Annotated in this window: 22 protein-coding genes; 17 read left to right on the top strand and 5 right to left on the bottom strand. The window is 68.3% G+C overall.

Translation table 11 applies throughout. The features are described 5' to 3' along the window. Positions 1-142: 142 nt before the first annotated feature. From IG04_RS0127985 to coaD, 4 genes are all read left to right on the top strand, one after another. Positions 143-3,520 carry a pyruvate carboxylase gene (locus IG04_RS0127985; protein ID WP_030479720.1) on the top strand — a complete coding sequence of 1,126 codons (3,378 nt, stop codon included), beginning with the start codon at positions 143-145 and terminating at the stop codon, positions 3,518-3,520. A gap of 127 nt (positions 3,521-3,647) precedes the next feature. Continuing rightward, a complete protein-coding gene (locus tag IG04_RS0127980; protein WP_030479719.1) occupies positions 3,648-4,721 on the top strand; it encodes an MBL fold metallo-hydrolase in 1,074 nt (357 codons plus the stop codon). A gap of 30 nt (positions 4,722-4,751) precedes the next feature. Further along, positions 4,752-5,306: a 16S rRNA (guanine(966)-N(2))-methyltransferase RsmD gene (gene rsmD, locus IG04_RS0127975; protein WP_030479718.1), complete on the top strand. Its 555-nt coding sequence runs from the start codon at positions 4,752-4,754 to the stop codon at positions 5,304-5,306. Positions 5,307-5,359: 53 nt separating this feature from the next. Continuing rightward, on the top strand, positions 5,360-5,842 hold the full coding sequence (coaD, locus tag IG04_RS0127970; protein WP_030479717.1) for a pantetheine-phosphate adenylyltransferase: 483 nt from the start codon (positions 5,360-5,362) through the stop codon (positions 5,840-5,842). A 98-nt stretch (positions 5,843-5,940) separates the two neighbouring features. Here the strand turns inward: coaD and IG04_RS0127965 are convergent, their stop codons facing one another. Continuing rightward, a complete protein-coding gene (locus IG04_RS0127965; protein WP_030479716.1) occupies positions 5,941-6,381 on the bottom strand; it encodes a GNAT family N-acetyltransferase in 441 nt (146 codons plus the stop codon). Positions 6,382-6,502: 121 nt separating this feature from the next. Between IG04_RS0127965 and IG04_RS0127960 the strand changes: the two genes are divergently transcribed. From IG04_RS0127960 to IG04_RS0127925, 8 genes are all read left to right on the top strand, one after another. After that, positions 6,503-7,219, top strand: coding sequence for a DivIVA domain-containing protein (locus IG04_RS0127960; RefSeq protein ID WP_030479715.1), 717 nt, complete (start codon positions 6,503-6,505; stop codon positions 7,217-7,219). Positions 7,220-7,368: 149 nt separating this feature from the next. Beyond that, positions 7,369-7,950: a YceD family protein gene (locus IG04_RS0127955; RefSeq protein ID WP_030479714.1), complete on the top strand. Its 582-nt coding sequence runs from the start codon at positions 7,369-7,371 to the stop codon at positions 7,948-7,950. 2 nt (positions 7,951-7,952) lie between these two features. Beyond that, positions 7,953-8,135, top strand: coding sequence for a 50S ribosomal protein L32 (gene rpmF / locus IG04_RS0127950; protein WP_030479713.1), 183 nt, complete (start codon positions 7,953-7,955; stop codon positions 8,133-8,135). Between the two features lie 16 nt (positions 8,136-8,151). Then, on the top strand, positions 8,152-8,955 hold the full coding sequence (rnc, locus tag IG04_RS0127945; protein WP_030479712.1) for a ribonuclease III: 804 nt from the start codon (positions 8,152-8,154) through the stop codon (positions 8,953-8,955). 8 nt (positions 8,956-8,963) lie between these two features. Beyond that, the gene (locus IG04_RS0127940; protein ID WP_030479711.1) at positions 8,964-9,164 is read left to right on the top strand and encodes a hypothetical protein; all 201 of its coding nucleotides are present in this window, start codon (positions 8,964-8,966) and stop codon (positions 9,162-9,164) included. 1 nt (position 9,165) lies between these two features. Beyond that, entirely contained in the window at positions 9,166-10,023 is an 858-nt protein-coding gene (gene mutM, locus IG04_RS0127935) for a bifunctional DNA-formamidopyrimidine glycosylase/DNA-(apurinic or apyrimidinic site) lyase (RefSeq protein ID WP_030479710.1), read from the top strand. Between the two features lie 170 nt (positions 10,024-10,193). Further along, positions 10,194-10,520, top strand: a complete 327-nt coding sequence (locus IG04_RS0127930) for a PadR family transcriptional regulator (RefSeq protein ID WP_030479709.1) — start codon at positions 10,194-10,196, stop codon at positions 10,518-10,520. Then, positions 10,517-11,629, top strand: coding sequence for a DUF1700 domain-containing protein (locus tag IG04_RS0127925; RefSeq protein WP_030479708.1), 1,113 nt, complete (start codon positions 10,517-10,519; stop codon positions 11,627-11,629). Before IG04_RS0127930 ends, IG04_RS0127925 begins: the two co-directional genes overlap by 4 nt. A gap of 33 nt (positions 11,630-11,662) precedes the next feature. On the opposite strand, the gene IG04_RS0127920 is transcribed toward IG04_RS0127925, so the two are convergent. Then, entirely contained in the window at positions 11,663-12,103 is a 441-nt protein-coding gene (locus IG04_RS0127920; protein WP_030479707.1) for a MarR family winged helix-turn-helix transcriptional regulator, read from the bottom strand. Positions 12,104-12,433: 330 nt separating this feature from the next. On the opposite strand from IG04_RS0127920, the gene IG04_RS0127915 reads away from it, so the two are divergent. After that, positions 12,434-14,923, top strand: coding sequence for a DUF4118 domain-containing protein (locus tag IG04_RS0127915; protein ID WP_051770813.1), 2,490 nt, complete (start codon positions 12,434-12,436; stop codon positions 14,921-14,923). Further along, positions 14,920-15,600, top strand: coding sequence for a response regulator (locus IG04_RS0127910; RefSeq protein ID WP_030479705.1), 681 nt, complete (start codon positions 14,920-14,922; stop codon positions 15,598-15,600). The genes IG04_RS0127915 and IG04_RS0127910 overlap by 4 nt, the downstream gene beginning before the upstream one ends. 4 nt (positions 15,601-15,604) lie before the next feature. On the opposite strand, the gene IG04_RS0127905 is transcribed toward IG04_RS0127910, so the two are convergent. The 3 genes from IG04_RS0127905 to IG04_RS0127895 all read right to left on the bottom strand — a co-directional run bounded on the left by IG04_RS0127905 (position 15,605) and on the right by IG04_RS0127895 (position 17,438). Further along, positions 15,605-16,087 (bottom strand): hypothetical protein, encoded by a 483-nt coding sequence (locus IG04_RS0127905; RefSeq protein ID WP_144065387.1) that lies wholly within the window; start codon positions 16,085-16,087, stop codon positions 15,605-15,607. Positions 16,088-16,215: 128 nt separating this feature from the next. Further along, positions 16,216-16,605 (bottom strand): hypothetical protein, encoded by a 390-nt coding sequence (locus IG04_RS47745; protein ID WP_030479703.1) that lies wholly within the window; start codon positions 16,603-16,605, stop codon positions 16,216-16,218. A gap of 104 nt (positions 16,606-16,709) precedes the next feature. Continuing rightward, on the bottom strand, positions 16,710-17,438 hold the full coding sequence (locus IG04_RS0127895; RefSeq protein ID WP_051770811.1) for a CAP domain-containing protein: 729 nt from the start codon (positions 17,436-17,438) through the stop codon (positions 16,710-16,712). Between the two features lie 81 nt (positions 17,439-17,519). On the opposite strand from IG04_RS0127895, the gene IG04_RS45580 reads away from it, so the two are divergent. From IG04_RS45580 to IG04_RS0127885, 3 genes are read left to right on the top strand one after another with little or no spacing between them, the layout of a single operon-like run. Then, positions 17,520-17,792 carry an acylphosphatase gene (locus IG04_RS45580; protein WP_084401368.1) on the top strand — a complete coding sequence of 91 codons (273 nt, stop codon included), beginning with the start codon at positions 17,520-17,522 and terminating at the stop codon, positions 17,790-17,792. Positions 17,793-17,825: 33 nt separating this feature from the next. Continuing rightward, the gene (locus IG04_RS0127890; protein WP_084401370.1) at positions 17,826-18,332 is read left to right on the top strand and encodes a sigma-70 family RNA polymerase sigma factor; all 507 of its coding nucleotides are present in this window, start codon (positions 17,826-17,828) and stop codon (positions 18,330-18,332) included. Beyond that, a complete protein-coding gene (locus IG04_RS0127885; RefSeq protein ID WP_030479700.1) occupies positions 18,329-18,919 on the top strand; it encodes an anti-sigma factor family protein in 591 nt (196 codons plus the stop codon). Before IG04_RS0127890 ends, IG04_RS0127885 begins: the two co-directional genes overlap by 4 nt. Positions 18,920-18,974 lie beyond the last annotated feature (55 nt).

The raw sequence follows: 18,974 nt of genomic DNA, 5'->3' as shown, positions 1-18,974 counted from the left end.
TTTGCTCTCACCACGCGAGAATCCGGGTGAACAAGACCGATCAGGATGACACCCATCACGTGGGACGGTCCTCCCAACAGGCAAGAGTCGCACGGTAACGTGCCACGACTGATGGCTGCCGAGTAACACCGGGAGGGCACGGATGTTCCGCAAGGTTCTTGTCGCCAACCGCGGCGAGATCGCGATTCGCGCGTTCCGCGCCGCCTACGAACTAGGCGCGGGAACGGTCGCCGTCTTTCCTCACGAGGACCGGAACTCGCTGCACCGGTTGAAGGCGGACGAGTCCTACGAGATCGGCGAGCCCGGACATCCCGTCCGCGCCTACCTCTCCGTCGAAGAGATCATCAAGGCCGCGCGCAAGGCCGGCGCCGACGCGATCTACCCCGGTTACGGCTTCCTGTCGGAGAACCCGGAACTCGCGATGGCGTGCCGTGAGGCTGGTCTTACGTTCGTCGGCCCCGTCGCCGAGGTGCTGGAGCTGACGGGCAACAAGGCGCGCGCCATCGCCGCCGCCCGCGAGGCCGGGCTGCCGGTGCTGGAGTCGAGCGAGCCGTCGTCGAACGTCGACGAGCTGCTCGAAGCGTCGAAGACCATGCGCTTCCCGGTCTTCGTGAAGGCCGTCGCCGGTGGTGGTGGCCGGGGCATGCGCAAGGTCGACGAACCGGCCGCGCTGCGTGAGGCGCTGGAGGCGGCGTCGCGCGAGGCGGAGTCGGCGTTCGGCGACCCGACCGTGTTCCTCGAGCAGGCCGTGGTCGAACCGCGCCACATCGAGGTGCAGATCCTCGCCGACGGCCAGGGCAACGTGATCCACCTCTTCGAGCGCGACTGCTCCGTGCAGCGGCGCCACCAGAAGGTCATCGAGATCGCGCCCGCGCCGAACCTCGCGCCCGAGCTGCGCGACCGCATCTGCGCCGACGCGGTGAAGTTCGCGCGGCACATCGGCTACCGCAACGCCGGCACCGTGGAGTTCCTGCTCGACCCGCAGGGCCACTACGTCTTCATCGAGATGAACCCGCGCATCCAGGTCGAGCACACGGTCACGGAAGAGGTGACCGACGTCGACCTGGTGCAGTCGCAGATGCGCATCGCGTCCGGCGAGACGCTGGAGGACCTGGGCCTGTCCCAGGAGACCGTCCAGCTGCGCGGCGCGGCGCTGCAGTGCCGTATCACCACGGAGGACCCGGCCAACGGCTTCCGCCCGGACACCGGCACGATCAGCGCCTACCGCTCGCCGGGTGGTTCCGGCATCCGCCTCGACGGCGGCACGGCGGGCGCGGGCATGGCCATCAGCGCGCACTTCGACTCGATGCTCGTGAAGCTGACGTGCCGCGGCCGCAACTTCGAGCTCGCCGTCGCCCGTGCGCGCCGGGCGATCGCGGAGTTCCGCATTCGCGGTGTCTCCACGAACATCCCGTTCCTGCAGGCGGTTCTGGACGACCCGGACTTCTACGAGGGCCGGGTCACCACGTCATTCATCGAGAAGCGCCCGCACCTGCTGACGGCGCGCCACTCGGCCGACCGCGGCACGCGCCTGCTGACCTACCTCGCCGACGTCACGGTCAACCACCCGAACGGCACCCGCCCGACCGCGGTCGACCCGCGCGAGAAGCTGCCGGTCATCGACCTCAACGCCGAACCGCCCGCCGGGTCCAAGCAGAAGCTGGTCGAGCTCGGTCCCGAGGGCTTCGCGCGGTGGATGCGGGAGAGCAAGGCCGTCGGCGTCACCGACACGACGTTCCGCGACGCCCACCAGTCGCTGCTCGCCACCCGAGTACGCACCAAGGACCTGCTCGCCGTCGCGCCGCACGTCGCGCGCATGACGCCGGAGCTGCTGTCCCTGGAGTGCTGGGGCGGCGCGACCTACGACGTGGCGCTGCGGTTCCTCGCGGAGGACCCGTGGGAGCGGCTCGCGTCGTTGCGCGAGGCCGTGCCGAACATCAACCTGCAGATGCTGCTGCGCGGCCGCAACACGGTCGGCTACACGCCGTACCCGGAGGCGGTCACCAAGGCGTTCGTGCAGGAGGCGACGAACACCGGCATCGACATCTTCCGGATCTTCGACGCGCTGAACGACGTCGAGCAGATGCGCCCGGCGATCGAGGCCGTGCGCGAGACCGGGACGGCGGTCGCCGAGGTCGCGCTCTGCTACACGAGCGATCTGTCCAACCCGGACGAACGTCTGTACACACTGGACTACTACCTGAAGCTGGCGGAACAGATCGTCGGCGCCGGCGCGCACGTCCTGTGCGTCAAGGACATGGCCGGGCTCCTGCGTGCTCCGGCCGCGTCGCGCCTGATCACCGCGCTGCGCAAGGAGTTCGACGTCCCGGTCCACCTCCACACGCACGACACGGCGGGTGGCCAGCTGGCGACGTACCTCGCGGCGATCCAGGCGGGCGTGGACGCGATCGACGGCGCGACCGCGTCGATGGCGGGCACGACGTCGCAGCCGCCGCTGTCGTCGATCGTGGCGCTGACCGACCACACCGGGCACTCCACCGGCCTCGACCTGCAGAACGTCTGCGACCTGGAGCCGTACTGGGAGTCGGTGCGCAAGATCTACGCGCCGTTCGAGTCCGGCATCCCCGGCCCGACCGGCCGCGTCTACCACCACGAGATCCCCGGTGGTCAGCTCTCGAACCTGCGCACCCAGGCCGTCGCGCTCGGCCTCGGTGAGAAGTTCGAGGAGATCGAGTCGATGTACGCGGCCGCCGACCGCATGCTCGGCCACCTCGTGAAGGTGACGCCGTCGTCCAAGGTCGTCGGCGACCTCGCGCTGCACCTCGTGGGCGCGGGCGTCTCGCCCAAGGACTTCGAGGCGGACCCCGGCAAGTTCGACATCCCGGCGTCGGTGATCGGCTTCCTGCACGGCGAACTGGGCGACCCGCCCGGTGGCTGGCCGGAGCCGTTCCGCAGCAAGGCGCTGGCCGGTCGTCCCGCGCCGAAGCCGGTCGAGGAGCTCTCCGCCGAGGACGAGGCGGGTCTCGTCGACGACCGGCGGGCGACGTTGAACAGGCTGCTGTTCCCCGGTCCCACCAAGGAGTTCCGCACGCACCGTGACGCCTACGGCGACACGTCGGTGTTGCGCTCCAAGGACTTCTTCTACGGCCTGCGTCCGGGCGAGGAGTACTCCGTCGACCTGGAGCCGGGTGTGCGGCTGCTGATCGGCCTGGAAGCGATCTCCGAGGCCGACGCGCGGGGTATCCGCACGGTCATGGCGACCCTGAACGGCCAGATGCGCCCGATCCAGGTCCGCGACCTTTCGGTGGCCGCCGACATCCCGGCCGCCGAGAAGGCCGACCGCTCGAACCCGAACCACGTGGCGGCCCCGTTCGCCGGCGTGGTGACGGCGACGGTGGCCGAGGGCGACCAGGTCGACGCCGGTCAGACCGTCGCGACGATCGAGGCCATGAAGATGGAGGCCGCGATCACCGCCCCGAAGGCCGGTGTCGTCGGGCGCCTTGCGTTGCGTGGCGCCCAGCAGGTCGAAGGCGGCGACCTCCTGATCGTCCTGGAGTAAGTCGTTGATCCCGAAGGGCCCGGTCTCGTCGTCGAGACCGGGCCCTTCGTGGTGCGAGGAGTGCGGAACTCCACGACGATTCCCTGCGTTGCACCGGTCACGGGGACAGGGAAGAGGGATTCGCATCATGAAGAAGGCGTTGGCCGGCCTGCTCGGCCTGGCAGGGGTGGCATGGGCGCTCAAGGACGTGCCGAAGCAACTGGGCGGCAAGCCCGACCCGATCCGGATGGCGCGATCACCGCGCTACCGCGACGGGAAGTTCCACAACGACAAGGAAGTCCGCACGGTCCCTGACCGCGACTCCTTCTCCATCCGCGACTTCGTCTTCGGCAGCGAGGACCGCAAGCCGTCCGTCGCGGTCCCGCTCGTGGGACCCGCCGCACCGGTGTCCGAGGGCCTGCACATCACCTGGTACGGCCACGCTTCCGCACTGATCGAGATCGACGGCGCCGCGGTGCTCGTCGATCCTGTGTGGAGCGACCGCGTCTCGCCCTCCGTGCGCGTCGGCCCCAAGCGGCTGCACCCGGTTCCGCACCAGTTGTCGGATCTGCCCGCTGTGAGCGCCGTGGTGATCTCACACGACCACTACGACCACCTCGACATGCAGACCGTCCAGGCGTTGACGTCGAGCACGTCCGCGGTGTTCGTCGTGCCGTTGGGACTCGGTGCGCACCTGGCCCGGTGGGACGTGCCCGCGTCGCGGATCGTCGAGCTGGACTGGGACGAGTCGCACTCCGTGGACGGCTTCACCCTCACCTGCACCGCGGCTCAGCACTTCTCCGGGCGTTCGGTGCAGCGCAACGTCACGTTGTGGGCCTCTTGGGTGATCAAGCGCGGTTCGCGTTCGGTGTTCTACAGCGGGGACACCGGGTATTTCGAGGGGTACAAGGCGATCGGTGCGGCGCACGGCCCGTTCGACGCGGTGCTGATGCAGGTCGGTGCGTACGACGACGCCTGGCCGGACATCCACATGACGCCCGAGGACGGCGTCCAGGCGTTCGACGACGTCGGCGGCGGGCTGTTGATCCCGGTGCACTGGGCGACGTTCAACCTCGGATTCCACCCGTGGGGTGAGCCGATCGACCGCATCTGGCGGGAGGCCAAGGCGCGCGGGGTGGAGCTCGCGGTGCCGAGGCCCGGCGAGCGGGTGGACGTCGACAAGCCGACCGAGGTCGACGGCTGGTGGCAGGCGCTCGCCTGACGCACCGGACGCACCTGGGACGATGGCCGGGTGACACGAATCGTTGCCGGGACGGCGGGAGGCCGCAGGCTCAAGGTTCCGCCCCAGGGCACGCGGCCCACGTCCGACCGGGTGCGGGAGGCGTTGTTCAGCTCACTCGAGGCGTTGATCGACCTCGACGGCGTGCGGGTGCTCGACCTGTACGCCGGGTCGGGGGCGCTGGGGCTGGAGGCGCTGAGCAGGGGCGCTGAGCACGCGACGTTCGTCGAGTCGGACAAGCGGGCCGCTGACGTGCTCAAAGGCAACGCCAAGGAGCTTGGGTTCGCGAACACGACCATCGCCAACCGCACGGCTGAGGCTTACGTCATGGCCGAGGGGGAGAAGTTCGACGTCGTGTTCGCCGATCCGCCGTACGCCGTGGGTGACGACGAGCTCGCCAAGGTGCTCAAAGGGATCGTGCCCAGGCTCACTGCGGACGCCATCTTGATCGTGGAACGTGCTTCGCGAAGTGGCGAACCAGCGTGGCCTGAAGAGGTGGAATCCTTGCGTGCCAAGCGTTATGGGGACACGGCCGTGTATTGGGCTCAGGTGCGTGCTGATGGGTGACGAGAACCACGGACACGCCTGGAGGCGTCCGATCGGGTGCTAACGTCCGGCTCATGACGCGTGCCGTGTACCCCGGCTCCTACGACCCGGTAACCAACGGTCACCTGGACATCATCGGGAGAGCCGCGCACCTCTTCGAAGAGGTTGTCGTCGCTGTGCTCATCAACAAGAACAAGCGCACCTTGTTCGACGTTGAGGAGCGGCAGGAGATGCTGCGCGAGGTCACGGCGCAGTGGGACAACGTGCGCGTGGACTCCTGGCACGGCCTGTTGGTCGACTACTGCCGCGAGAACAACATCAAGGCCATCGTGAAGGGCCTGCGCGCGGTCAGCGACTATGACTACGAGCTGCAGATGGCGCAGATGAACCACCAGCTCACCGGCGTCGACACGCTGTTCATGCAGGCCAGCCCGCAGTACTCCTACCTGGCGTCCTCGCTGGTCAAGGAGGTCGCTACGTACGGTGGCGACGTCTCGACGCTGCTGCCCGCGTCCATCGAGCAGCGTCTGCAGCAGCGCCTCGCCGAGACCCGCTAGTGGCGTGGCCCGGAACGTTGCCGGGGGAATTCGCGGTCAGACGCCGCGAGGCGCCCTGCTGAGCGTGGATTACCTCGCCGACGTTCCGGGTCGCGCCACTAGAGCGCGAGCTTCATCCCCACGTGCGATGCGGTGAACCCGAGCCGTTCGTAGAACCGGTGCGCGTCCGCTCGTGCCGCGTCCGTCGTCAGCTGCACCATGCCGCAACCGCGTGCGCGCGCCTCGTCGATCGCCCACCTGACGAGGTGTTCGCCGAGGCCGTTGCCGCGCTGGTCGGAGCGGACCCGCACGGCCTCCACGGTCGCGCGGGTCATGCCCAGGCGTGACAGGCCCGCCGTGAACGTCAGTTGCAGCGTGCCCACGACCTCGCCGCCGGCATCGGCCACGGCCAGGTGCTGGTGCGGGTCGGCGTCGATCACCTCGAACGCCTTCAGGTAGGCCGGATCGCCGGGTTTCTCCCGCTGCGCGCCGAGCGGGTCGTCGGCCAGCATTGCCACGATCGGGTGGACATCGGCGGCCACCGCCCGCCTGATTGTGATCTTCACGTTTCTCCCCGGCTGGATGTGGGCAAATCCTGACACGCCCTGCCGATCTCCCTCTCCCGAAGAGATCGGCAGGGCACACTTGTGGGTGGGAGTCACAGGGGTTAGGGAGTGAGACGTGTACCGGGTGTTCGAGGCACTCGACGAGCTCGTCACGATCGTCGAGGAAGCGCGCGGAGTTCCGATGACCTCGGGTTGCGTCGTGCCGCGCGGCGATGTGCTCGAACTGCTCGACGACGTACGCGACGCGATCCCCGCGGAGCTCGACGACGCGCAGGACGTGCTGGACCACCGTGACGAGGTCGTCGGCAAGGCCAAGCACGAGGCGGAGTCCGGCGTGTCGAAGGCACGCGCCGACGCGGATCGCATGCTCGCCGAGGCGCAGGCCGAGGCCGAGGCGATGCTGTCCGACGCGCGGGCCCGTGCCGAGCGGATGATCGCCGAGGCGGAAGATCAGGCCGAACGGACCGTGGCCGCGGGCCGCCAGGAGTACGACGACCTGGTTGGTCGCTCGCACTCCGAGGCCGAGCGCATGATCCAGGCGGGCCGCGCCAACTACGAGCGCGCCACCGAGGACGGTCGCGCCGAGCAGGCCAGGCTCGTCAACGAGCAGGAGGTCGTCCGGACGGCGCACGCCGAGGCGGCACGCCTGCTCGACGCCGCCCAGAACGAGTCCATCCGGCTCCGGTCGGAGTGCGACGCGTACGTGGACGGCAAGCTCGCGGACTTCGAGGACCTCCTCGCACACACGCTCAGGTCGGTCGGCAAGGGCCGTTCGCACCTGCGCGGACCGGCCGTCGCGGGTGCCGCGGCGCCGTTCGACTACGGTTCCTGACGAACCAGCCCGGTCCCGGGTCGACTGAACGTGTGATTCGCGCTACGTCGGACAGGTGCGATCACCTGGCGATTTCACGCGCGGGGGCGTCGTCCCGTACCCTGGACCGGCTGGACGTGGTAGGTCCCCGCCGGCAAAACCCGAAAATCATGACTGAGCATCGTCACGCGTCCACGCGTCCCACAGCATCCAGTCCCTGGGTCATCGACACCAGGGACATCGGCCGTCGTGCCGGTCTGAGCCGACCCTTCGCGAGGTCGGTCCCCGGCGAAGGTGTGGGGCTGCTCGGGGTGATCGCGGTGCCCGAGAGCGGGGAAGTTGAGCTCGACCTCCTGATCGAATCGGTCGTGGAGGGCCTGCTCGTGTCGGGGACAGCGTCCACGAAGGTCGAAGGGGAGTGCTCGAGGTGTCTCGAGCCGCTCACCGATGAGGTTGAAGTCCGGATCACGGAGCTCTACGCGTGGCCGGACAGCACCACGGACGAGACCACTGATGAACACGAGGTCATGCGGATCGTCAACGATCTGATCGACCTCGAGCCTGTGGTGCGGGACGCCATCGTTCTCGCGCTGCCGCAGGCGCCGCTCTGCGAGCCGGACTGCAAGGGGCTTTGCCCCGAGTGTGGTGGCAGGTGGGCGGAGCTCGGGCCCGACCACGGGCATGAGACGATTGACCCTCGTTGGGCCGCGTTGCAAGAGCGGTTCAGCGATGACAACTCGGAGGAGAAGTAGTCGTGGCCGTCCCGAAGCGGAAGATGTCGCGTTCGAACACCCGTGCGCGCCGTTCCCAGTGGAAGACGTCTGCCGTGCACCTGGTGGCGTGCTCCAACAAGGCTTGCCGCCAGCCGAAGCCGCAGCACATCACCTGCCCGGCCTGTGGTCAGTACGCTGGCCGCCAGGTCGCTCAGCCGGCCTGATCTCCTCGGCGACGTAGTGGGGGGAAAGCCGCCGCGCGCACCGCAAGCGGACCGCGCGGACCTGCTCGAAGCGCTCGGCGTCCACCTGGACGCCGAGCTGCTTGTGCTGTCACTCACCCACCGGTCTTACGCATACGAGAACGGCGGCTTGCCGCCGAACGAGCGTCTCGAGTTCTTGGGAGACGCGGTGTTGGGGCTGGTCGTCACCGACCACCTCTACCGCACCCATCCCGACCTTCCCGAAGGTCAGCTCGCGAAGCTCCGTGCCAGCGTGGTCAACATGCACGCACTGGCCGGCGTGGCGCGTGATCTCGGTGACGGTGGGCTTGGTGCACACCTGTTGCTCGGTCGTGGCGAAGAGCTGACCGGCGGCAGGGACAAGGCAAGCATTCTCGCTGACGGCCTCGAGGCCGTCATCGGTGCGGTGTACCTGCAGTTCGGTATCGATACCGCACGAACGTTCGTTCACCGGCTGTTCGATCCGCTCTTGGCCAAAGCTCCGCTTTTGGGTGCTGGACTGGACTGGAAGACAAGCCTGCAGGAGCTCACCGCTCAAGCCAGTCTCGGCGTCCCGGAGTACCGCGTGGACGACCAGGGGCCGGACCACCGCAAGGAGTTCACCGCAACGGTGCTCGTCGGTGGCCAGCCCTACGGCAAGGGTGATGGGCGCACCAAGAAGGAAGCCGAGCAGAAAGCCGCTGAAGCGGCTTATCATGTTCTGTCGGAACGGGCCAAGGCCGAGCAGGAGTCGGTCGGGGTCAAGAACGGACAGAATGGCGCCTCGGTGACGCCAGGGATCTCCCCAACCGAGGAAGACTGAGACCGCAAATGTATGCGACCAGGAACCGCACGAACCGCCGCACGCGCACCGCTCGCGGCCCGGTGAACACCTCCCGCAGCGGAGGAATCCAGGGCCTTGTGCTGGTCAGGGACACGAGCCGCGCGGGGGTATGGGTGCTCAAGCCCACCAAGCCGCAGGCCGCAGTGATCGACGCACAGCCCGTCGACGAGGGCAAGTCCGAAGCCTGACGTGCCCGAACTCCCAGAGGTCGAGGTAGTACGCCTCGGCCTTGAAGCCCACGTCGCTGGCCGGGTCATCTCCTCGGTAGAGGTGTTGCACCCACGCGCCATCCGCCGGCACGACATGGGTTCCTCGGACTTCTGCGCGCGCCTGGCAGGCCAGCCAATGGCCGCTGCCAGGCGCCGCGGCAAGTACCTCTGGGTCGAACTGGCCGACAAGGCCGCCATGCTCGCGCATCTGGGTATGAGCGGCCAAATGCTCATCCAGCCCTCGTCGGCCCCCGACGAGAAGCATCTGCGTGTCCGTTTCCGGTTCGACGACGGCGGACCTGAGCTTCGTTTCGTCGACCAACGCACCTTCGGCGGCCTTGCGCTGGCCGAGTTGGTCGAGGTCGACGGCACCCTGGTGCCCGACTCGGTCGCGCACATCGCTCGCGACCCCATGGACCCTTTGTTCTCCCGTGATGCTGCCGTGCGCGCGTTGCGCCTGCGTCACACGGAGATCAAACGTGCCCTGCTGGACCAGACCCTCGTGTCCGGCATCGGCAACATCTACGCCGACGAGGCCCTGTGGCGCGCGAAGCTGCACGGCACCCGGATGACGGACAAGCTCACGAAACCCAAGGCCGCCGAGCTGCTGGACCACGCCACCGACGTGATGCGTGAGGCGCTTGGACAGGGCGGGACGTCGTTCGACGCCTTGTACGTCAACATCAACGGGCAGTCCGGGTACTTCGACCGCTCCTTGAACGCTTATGGGCAGGAGAACCGGCCCTGCAAGCGGTGCGGTGCCGCGATGATCCGAGAGCCGTTCATGAACCGCTCCTCGTACTCGTGCCCGCGGTGCCAGCCTCGCCCCAGGGCTTGAGGCTTTTCTTTCCCTTGCTCCACCACGTGCTGACAACCCGCACACGTGCCTGAGCGTCCTGTAGTCAAACCCTTGTTTCGCGTCTCAAATCTCGAAGCCGTAACGCGCGTTAGACAGTACTGCGCACTGCGTAGTACTGTTCACAGCGTAAGAGTGCGTCGGAGGGGGCCATGGACACCAGTCAACTGCTCAAAGGGGTGCTGGACCTGGCCGTCCTTGCGGTTCTGCGCAAGGACGACGGGTACGGGTACGACGTGCTGCGCAGACTGCGCGCCGGGGGATTGGACGAAGTGGGCGACGCGTCGGTGTACGGCACGCTGCGGCGGCTCTACAGCGCGGGGATGCTGACCTCGTACGTGGTGCCCTCCGAAGAGGGACCGCACCGCAAGTACTACAGCATCAACGAGACCGGGCGGGCGCGCCTGGCTGAGTCGAGGGAGACGTGGAGGTCGTTCGCCAGCACGCTGGACGGCCTGCTCGAGGAGGTCGCAGCATGAACACGCAAGCGCTCGGTGTCGAGTACTACCTGACCGGGATGCGTGCCGCCCTCGACGACCTGCCGCCCAACGAGGTCGCCGAGATCATGGAGGACGTCGAGGCGCACATCGCCGAACTGTCGTCCGAGCTCGGTGAGAACGAGACCCTGGAGCAGCGGCTCGGGCCGCCCGAGCAGTACGCGCAGGAGCTCCGGCAGGCCGCCGGGTACCCGGCGCGGACCGAACGGCTGCCGGTCACGACCAAGAAGCAGCTGCTGACCCGGCCCCGGGTCGCGGCCTGGGGGTTGGCGGCGGCCACCGGCATCACGCTGCTCGCGGGGGCGGCGGCGTTGCGGGAGCCGGCGATTCTGCTGCTGCCCGCGGTGATCCTTGTACTGAGCCTGGCTCTGGTGAACGACCGGGGGCCCGCGCAGCAGGAGATCATGAACCTGCCGGAGACGATCAGGCTCAAGAAGTGGCTGACGCCGGAGCCGGGTACGCCGGCCGAGCGGGCGATCACCTATCTCAGGTCGTTGCAGCCCGCCTGGTGGTTGGCGCGGGCCGGGTTGCTCGGTCTCGGTGCCGTGCTGCTGGCCGGTCGCGACATCCTCGGGTTCCTCGCGATCGCCGCCGTCGCCGTGGTGTCGGTGTTCGCCGGGCCACGCGCCAAGGTCGACCGGCGCTGGCTGTGGTTCAGCCTGCCGGCCTCCGCGCTGGCGGTCGGACTGCTCCTGCAGGTGATCGACACGACGGCTGATCAGCTCGCATACAACACGTCGTCGCGGTCGTCGTACCAAGGGCCCGTCCTCGAGACGTACGAGAACATCTACGCGTACGACGAGAACGGCAAGTTGCTCACGAACGTGCTGCTGTACGACCAGGACGGCAGGCCCATCAACGCGCCGAGGGACGCTCGGTACAGTACCTGCCACACGCCCGACAACGGCCCTGAACCGGTCATTCCCGCTAACCGCTATCCGCGGCCGCAGGTCGACTACCAAAACGGCCGCTGTTACACAGTGGAACCGACCGTGACCGCTCCGTCATCAACGTCGAGTACGGCACCGCCGAGTTCTGGAAGCGCGACTCCGAGCTCGGTGCCACCTACTTCTGTGTCACCCAGCAACTAATCGTAGGAGCGGGACCCGTCGGGGGTCCCGCTCCTACTTGTTCTGCTGCGGATCAGCCAGGTGGCGCAAAATCGGCATGGCCGAGCGCAGGTGTTCTCTGTCTTCTGGCGAAAGTTCGGACATTCTTTCACTCAATAGTTCGGCTTCGCCGTGAGCGAGCGACAGGATCGTCTCGCGGCCGACTTCGGTGAGCACGACTATCGTCGCTCTGCCGTCGGCGGCGTCAGGCTCTCTTCGGACGAGGCCGGTGGACTCCAAGCTGGTCACGACGGTTGTAGCGGTCGGCTGAGAACACAGCGCGCGCACGGCGATCTCGCCGATCCGCATCGGGCCGTGGGCGCTCAGTTCTGACAGCACCAATAACTGGGTGGGTTGCAAACGACGGGCCGGAGCGGCCTGTCGAAGACTTCGCACCAGCCGGTGCACGGCCACCACGAGTTGAAGTGCCTCGTGGTTGGTGACGGTGGTGGGCATCGTTTCTCCGCGCGCATGTGATTGTCCGAATTCGGACACGAACCCTGGCACTTTCCCTCATTCACGCTCCGCGCGCTATCCGCCAACTGCCGATAACCCATTCGGCCGTTGTGGTGACGCGAGGTGTCACGGCGCGCGTCCGGCACACTTAAATGTGCTGGTAAACGGCGTAAAAAGCGCAGCGAAGCTCACTCGAACGGGCGCCGGGTTGAAGCATGATTCAACGAGACAGATCTGCTGTCAGAACTGTGGGAAGGCGCACTCGTTTACCCGTGTGGCGCAGCGCGTACCCCCGAACGGTCCACCTCCGGTCCGGGGCAGACTGGTCCGGTGAGTCCGAAACCCAGACGTGGCGAGCTCCGCATCCATCTCGGCGCCGCTCCCGGTGTCGGCAAGACGTTCGCCATGCTCGGTGAGGCGCACCGCCGGCGGGAACGCGGCACGGATGTGGTCGTCGGATTCGTCGAGACCTACGGCCGTGCGAAGACCGCTGAACTGGCCGAAGGCCTGGAAAACGTTACGCGCAGGCGCTCCGGGCACCGTGGCGTCGAACTCACCGAGATGGACGTCGACGCCGTGCTGGCCCGTGCTCCACAGGTCGCTGTCGTCGACGAACTGGCGCATACGAACGCACCTGGGTCCCGTAATGCAAAACGGTGGCAGGACGTCGAGGAACTCCTCGAAGCCGGGATTGATGTGCTGTCCACGGTCAACATTCAGCACCTGGAATCCCTGAACGACGTCGTGCACCGCATAACGGGCGTACCGCAGACGGAAACCGTGCCGGACGAGGTCGTGCGCAAAGCGAACCAGATCCAGCTCGTCGACCTCACGCCGGAAGCTCTGCGCCGCAGGCTCGCCCACGGCGACGTCTACGCGGCGAACAAGATCGACGCCGCGCTCGGCAACTACTTCCGCGTCGGAAACCTCACCGCGTTGCGCGAACTCGCGTTGCTCTGGGTCGCCGATCAGGTCGACGTCGCGTTGCTGCGCTACCGGACCGAACAGCAGATCACCGACACGTGGGAGACGCGCGAACGTGTCGTCGTCGCCATCACCGGTGGCACGGAAAGCGAGACGCTCATCCGTCGCGCGCGTCGCATCGCCACGCGCGCGGGTGGCGACCTTCTCGTCGTGCACGTGCTTCGCGGCGATGGCCTCGCAGGCGCTGATCCGCACTCACTGCAGAAGTACCGCAAGCTCGCCGAGGATGTCGGTGCCACGTTCCACACCGTTGTCGGCGACGACGTGCCGACGGCGTTGCTGGAGTTCTCACGCGGCGTCAACGCCACACAGCTCGTGGTCGGCACCTCGCGCCGTTCGCGGTTCGCGCGCGTGTTCTCGGCTGGCATCGGCTCCACTGTCGTGCAGGAGTCCGGTCCGATCGACGTCCACATGGTCACGCATCCGGCGACGCCCACCGGCTGGCGCGCCCGGTTCGCCGGAAGTCCGTTGAAGCCGAGCCGGCTCGCATTGGGCTGGTTCCTCGCGGTGGCCGGTCCCGCGCTGGTCACGGCGGCCGGGGCGTCGTTGCGCGGCGGCCTGAACTTCTCCACGAACGTCATCGGCTATCTGCTGGTCACGCTCGTCGTGGCGATCGTCGGCGGGCTCGGCCCCGCGATCGCAGCCGCGCTGATCAACGCGTTGCTGCTGAACTTCTTCTTCACCGAGCCCTTCTACACGTTCACCATCGACGCGCAGCAGAACGTGCTCACCTTCTTCGCGATGATCATCGTGGGCGTCTCTACGGCGTTGGTGGTGGACCACGCCGCGCGCCGTGCGACCCAAGCGGCGCGCGCTCGCACCGAGGCCACGCTCCTCGCGTCGTACGCGCGCACCGTGCTGACGAACCCGCAGCCGCTCGCACGGCTGTTGGAGAAGGTGAAGGAGAACTTCGGCCTCACGTCCGTCGCGCTGTTGGAACGTGTCGACGGCTCATGGGAGCGCGTCGCGTGCGCCGGCATCGGCCCGTGCGACGAGCCCGACGAGGCGGACGTCGACATCGCCGTGACGCCGGACGTGCATCTCGCGCTGCGCGGCCGTTCGCTGCCCGCGTCCGACCGCCGGGTCCTGGAAGCAGCCGCGGGCCAGGCGTTGCTCGCGCTCAGGCAGCAGCGCATGGCCGAGCAGACCCTCGAAGCCCAGCGCCAAGCCTCCCGCACCGAACTGCGCACCGCGCTGCTCTCGGCCGTCGGCCACGACCTCCGCACGCCGCTGACCTCGATCAAGGCGTCCGTCGGCTCGTTGCGCGACCCGGAGCTGACGCTGTCGGACACCGACACCGCCGAGCTGCTGGAGGCGGTCGAGGAGTCGGCGGACCGCCTCACCGGCCTCGTCGACAACCTGCTCGACTCCTCCCGCCTCGCCGCCGGCGCCGTGGAGCCGCAGTTCCGCGCCGTCGACTACTACGAGGCCGTCGCACGAGCACTGGTCGGCCAGGCCGGCGACGTCGAGGTCGACGTCCCGGAGTCACTGCCCCCCGTACGCGCCGACGTGGGCCTGCTCGAACGAGTGATCGCGAACGTCGTCGGCAACGCCGTGCGTTACGCCGGAGCCGTGGCGTTGCGCGCCTCCGCCCACGGCTCGGAGGTGGAACTGCGCGTCGTCGACCACGGACGCGGCCTGCCCAGCGGCACCGCGGACCAGGTCTTCGCCCCGTTCCAGCGCCTCGGCGACCGCACGCCGGGTGGCGTTGGTCTCGGTCTGAGCGTGGCGAAGGGCTTCACCGAGGCCATGGGAGGCACGATCACCATGGAGGACACACCTGGTGGCGGCCTCACCGTGGTGATCTCACTCCCCGCCGAGGAGAGGATCGCGTGACAAAAGTACTGGTGGTCGACGACGAGCCGCAGATCGTGCGCGCCCTGCGGATCAACCTCTCGGCCCGGGGCTACGAGGTCCTCACGGCCCCCGACGGCGCCACTGCCCTCCGGGTGGCGGCGGAGGGCAAACCGGACGTCGTCGTGCTGGACCTCGGCCTGCCCGACATGGACGGCACCGACGTCATCGCGGGCCTGCGCGGCTGGACCAGCCTGCCGATCATCGTCCTGTCCGCCCGCACCGACTCGGCCGACAAGGTCGACGCCCTGGACGCCGGCGCCGACGACTACGTGACGAAACCGTTCGGCATGGACGAACTCCTCGCACGGCTGCGCGCCGCCGTCCGCCGCTCGGCCGCGACCGGCCCCGAGGACGAGCCGATCGTGCAGACCGCCTCGTTCACCGTCGACCTGGCGGCGAAGCGAGTGCTCAAGGACGGCGCCGAGGTGCACCTCACGCCCACCGAGTGGGGCTTGCTGGAGGTGCTGGCGCGCAACGCGGGCAAGCTCGTCGCGCAGAAGCAACTGCTGCGGGACGTGTGGGGGCCCGCGTACGAGAAGGAGACGCACTACCTGCGGGTCTACCTGGCTCAGCTGCGGCGGAAGCTGGAACCGGAGCCCGCCCGGCCGCGGCACCTGCTGACCGAGCCGGGCATGGGCTACCGGTTCGAGCTGTAGACCTCTAGGGCTTCGGGTCGGGCGCGGCTGAGCTCGAAGACCCCGACGACGGCGGCGCGGTGGTCGACGAGCCCGACGAGGGAGTCGACGTCGGCGGCTCGGTGACCGAAGTGGGCGGGTTGCTCTGCGGCTGCGTCGGCTGCGCAGGGTCCGTCGTCAGTTGCGGCTGCTCCGGCGTGCCCGGCTTCGGCTGCTCCTGCGGCCGCGCGGCCTGCCTGCGGTCGGGCTTGGCCGACGACGGCGCGTCGGAGGACACCGTGACCAGGACGGTGCTGGTGCTGCCGTCCGGTGCCACGCTCGTGACGGTCTGCACGACGTCGGCCGCCGTGCGCTCAGGGCTCGCCTCGCGGCCGGACGCCGCGAGCATGGACGCCACCGTGGCGAACAGGGTCGCTACGACCACGCCGCCCGCGGCCAGCAACACGGCCGTGCCCACGCGCTTCTTCGGGGCCTCGGCCGGTGACTGCGGATGATCTTCCTCGAACACCACTCGCTCCTCGGGGGAAACCCGGTCGGATGGACTTGTGTTCGAGTTATCGGCGGAAACGAACCAACGCCTCAGTTACGCCACACCTTCGTGTAGCACTGCGTCACTGGGCGGTGACTGGCGTAACTCTAGGCCGGTGGCGTCGTTGTGGTCGTGCTCGTCGGCGCCGTGGTGGTCGTCGTCGCGGGTGGGACCGTCGTCGTAGTTGTCGTCACCACGGGAGGCGTCGTGGTGGTGACCGGCGGCGGGTCGTCGGTCGTGACCGTGGTCGTCGTGCCGTCAGCGCGCGTGATGGTCGTGACGCGCGTCTGCTTCTTCGTCGTCGTGGTCGCCGAGGTGGTGGTGGTCTCCGCGGCCGACGACGTCTGCTCGACGGTCGAGGACGGCGCGGTCGTCGGCACGATGCTCAGGGCGTCGCGCACGGCCTCCTTGCGCGGCGGCTGGGTCGCCGGGGACTCGTTCGCGGTGTTCGAACCCGCGGCGAGGGAGGCGACGGCGGCGAAGACGGTCGCCAGCACGACGCCTGAGGCGGCTAGGACGATTTGCGGTGCACCTCGGAAGAAGCGCGAGCGCGAGTCCGGTTCCGGGCTCTCGTACACGAAAGTTTCCCCTGCTCGAACGGTCAGCGGCCGAAGTTCTGGGTCCAGTAGTTACCGCGGGTGTCCAGACCCACGCCCATCGTGATGAAGCTGCAGTTCTCGATGTTCTCGCGGTGGCCGGTGGACTTCATCCAGCCGTCCACGACGGCGGCGGCGGTGGGGTAGCCCATCGCGATGTTCTCGCCGCCCGGCTTCGGGTAACCGGCCTCGCGCATGCGGACGTCGAACGTCCTGCCGTCCTGCGAGGTGTGCGAGAAGTACTTCTTGGTCGCCATGTCCGTGCTGTGGGCCTGGGCGGCGGTCGTGACGCGGTCGTCGATCACGAGGGCCTTGCAACCTGCTGCGGCACGGGCGTCGTTCACGAGCGCGAGCACGGCCTGCTCCGGCGTCTGGCCAGTGGGCGGCTGCGTCTGGGCGGGCGGCTTCGGCGCCTCGGGGGGTGGCGTCGTGGTGGACGGGGCCGCCGGCGTCGAAGGCGTGGAAGGAGGCGTCTCGGTCGTCGTCGAGGTGGCGGGCACCGAGGAGGACGTCTGAGGCGCGGACGTGCCGGCATTGGTCTCGCCGCCGGACGGCTGTCTGCCGCCGTTGGGTGCGGCGGCGTTGCCCGTTCCGAACTGGTTCGCTGGGTCGGTGCTCTCCTGCTGCGCGGCATTGGTGAAACCGATGCCGAGAGGGGAGGTACCGGTGATGGCGAGACCGCCGATACCGGTTGCACCGATCAGCAGGCCGAGTAAGAGGCTGCGGGCACTCACGGGTCGGGACCGTACCACTAATGGGTGACAACCCCAGAGTGCGTCTTCAGTCACCTGGTGTGACTACGCAACCATTCGGAGGTGGACGTGCGACTAAACGCGTGGGTGCGAGGACGGGTTCAGGGCGTTGGTTTTCGCTGGTGGACGCGAGCCAGGGCGCTAGAACTGGGCCTGGTCGGGAGCGCTTCGAACAGGCCGGACGGCCGGGTCGAGGTCGTTGCCGAGGGTCCGCGGGAGAAGTGTGAACAACTACTGAAAGCTCTCCGTTCGGGTGAAACCCCCGGACGCGTCGACTCTGTCGGTGAGCAGTGGTCTGATGCCAGGGGTGACCTGACCGGGTTCGTCGAGCGCTGAACCGTTTTCCGAGAGCCGGCGTAGTAGGGAATCGTGGACTCCTCAGAAGACGTCCTCATCCAGCTGTACGACCGCTGGAGGGGCCCGCTGCTGCACTACGTGCTGCGGCTGGTCGACGGCGACTACCAGCAGGCAGAGGACGTCGTGCAGGAGACGCTGCTCCGCGCGTGGCGCAACCACGAGGATCTGAAGCCGGACGACGCGGCACCGTGGCTCTACACGGTCGCCAAGAACCTGGTGATCTCCGGTTACCGCCGCCGCAACGCACGCGCGACCGAGGTTCCGCTCGAACCGGTGGACCTTCCGCCGGTCAGCGACCAGGTCGAACACGTGCTGCAGACGTGGCAGATCGCGTCGGCGCTGCGCGCGCTCACGCCCGAGCACCGGACGGTCGTCATCGAGCTGTACTACCGCCGCCGCACCGTCGCGGAGGCCGCCAGGACGCTCGGCATCCCGCCGGGCACCGTCAAGTCGCGCTGCTTCTACGCACTGCGGGCGCTGCGCGACGCACTGGAGGAAAGAGGGGTGACCGAGGCGTGAGCTGCCAGCACACCGTCGACGTCGGCGCCTACCTCTTCGGCTCGCTCGACCTCTCCGAACGTGCCGCGTTCGAACGTCATCTCGGCGGCTGCGACTGCTGTCAGGCCGAGATGCTGCGGCTGGCCCCGCTGCCGGGGCTGCTCGGCCGCCTGACGCTGGAGGACGTCGAGAACCTCGACGAGATCCCCTCGTGCCCACCCAGGCCGGACCACCGCCGCCGGGTGGTCCTGGTCTGCGCGGCCGTCCTCGTGACGCTCGCGCTGGCCGGCGGGATCCTGTTCCTCCAGGCCCCACCGCCACCGACCTGGGCCGCCGAGAACCCCGGCACCGGGGTGAACGGCGAGGTCTCGATGATCCAGAAGTCCTGGGGCACCGAGATGTGGTTCAAGCTCGAGGAGGTCAAGCCGGGCGCGCGCTGCAAGGTCATCGTGTTCGACCGGCAGGGGCAGCGCGAGGTCGGGGGCTGGTGGGGTTCCGATCACGCGCCTGACGAGCGGATTCCCGGTTCCACGTCGTTCCGGGTCGACCAGATCGACCGGTTGGAGGTGTCGGACGAAAGCGGGCTCCTGGTTACTCTCCGTCCCTAGGCGCGCAGGTCAAGGCCCGCGTCCCGCATCACCCGCAAGCGTTTGGGTACTCTGC

It is taken from the genome of Lentzea albidocapillata (genome assembly GCF_000719115.1).
Lineage (GTDB): Bacteria > Actinomycetota > Actinomycetes > Mycobacteriales > Pseudonocardiaceae > Lentzea > Lentzea albidocapillata.
This window is presented reverse-complemented; position numbering and strand designations above follow the sequence as displayed.

What these genes read in the sequence shown, in the direction of transcription:
- IG04_RS0127940 (WP_030479711.1), top strand. Translation starts at nt 8,964, where the DNA reads ATGTATGCGACCAGGAACCGCACGAACCGCCGCACGCGCACCGCTCGC.
- IG04_RS0127985 (WP_030479720.1), top strand. Translation starts at nt 143, where the DNA reads ATGTTCCGCAAGGTTCTTGTCGCCAACCGCGGCGAGATCGCGATTCGC.
- IG04_RS0127925 (WP_030479708.1), top strand. Translation starts at nt 10,517, where the DNA reads ATGAACACGCAAGCGCTCGGTGTCGAGTACTACCTGACCGGGATGCGT.
- IG04_RS0127930 (WP_030479709.1), top strand. Translation starts at nt 10,194, where the DNA reads ATGGACACCAGTCAACTGCTCAAAGGGGTGCTGGACCTGGCCGTCCTT.
- IG04_RS0127980 (WP_030479719.1), top strand. Translation starts at nt 3,648, where the DNA reads ATGAAGAAGGCGTTGGCCGGCCTGCTCGGCCTGGCAGGGGTGGCATGG.
- IG04_RS0127920 (WP_030479707.1), bottom strand. Translation starts at nt 12,103, where the DNA reads ATGCCCACCACCGTCACCAACCACGAGGCACTTCAACTCGTGGTGGCC.
- coaD (WP_030479717.1), top strand. Translation starts at nt 5,360, where the DNA reads ATGACGCGTGCCGTGTACCCCGGCTCCTACGACCCGGTAACCAACGGT.
- IG04_RS0127955 (WP_030479714.1), top strand. Translation starts at nt 7,369, where the DNA reads ATGACTGAGCATCGTCACGCGTCCACGCGTCCCACAGCATCCAGTCCC.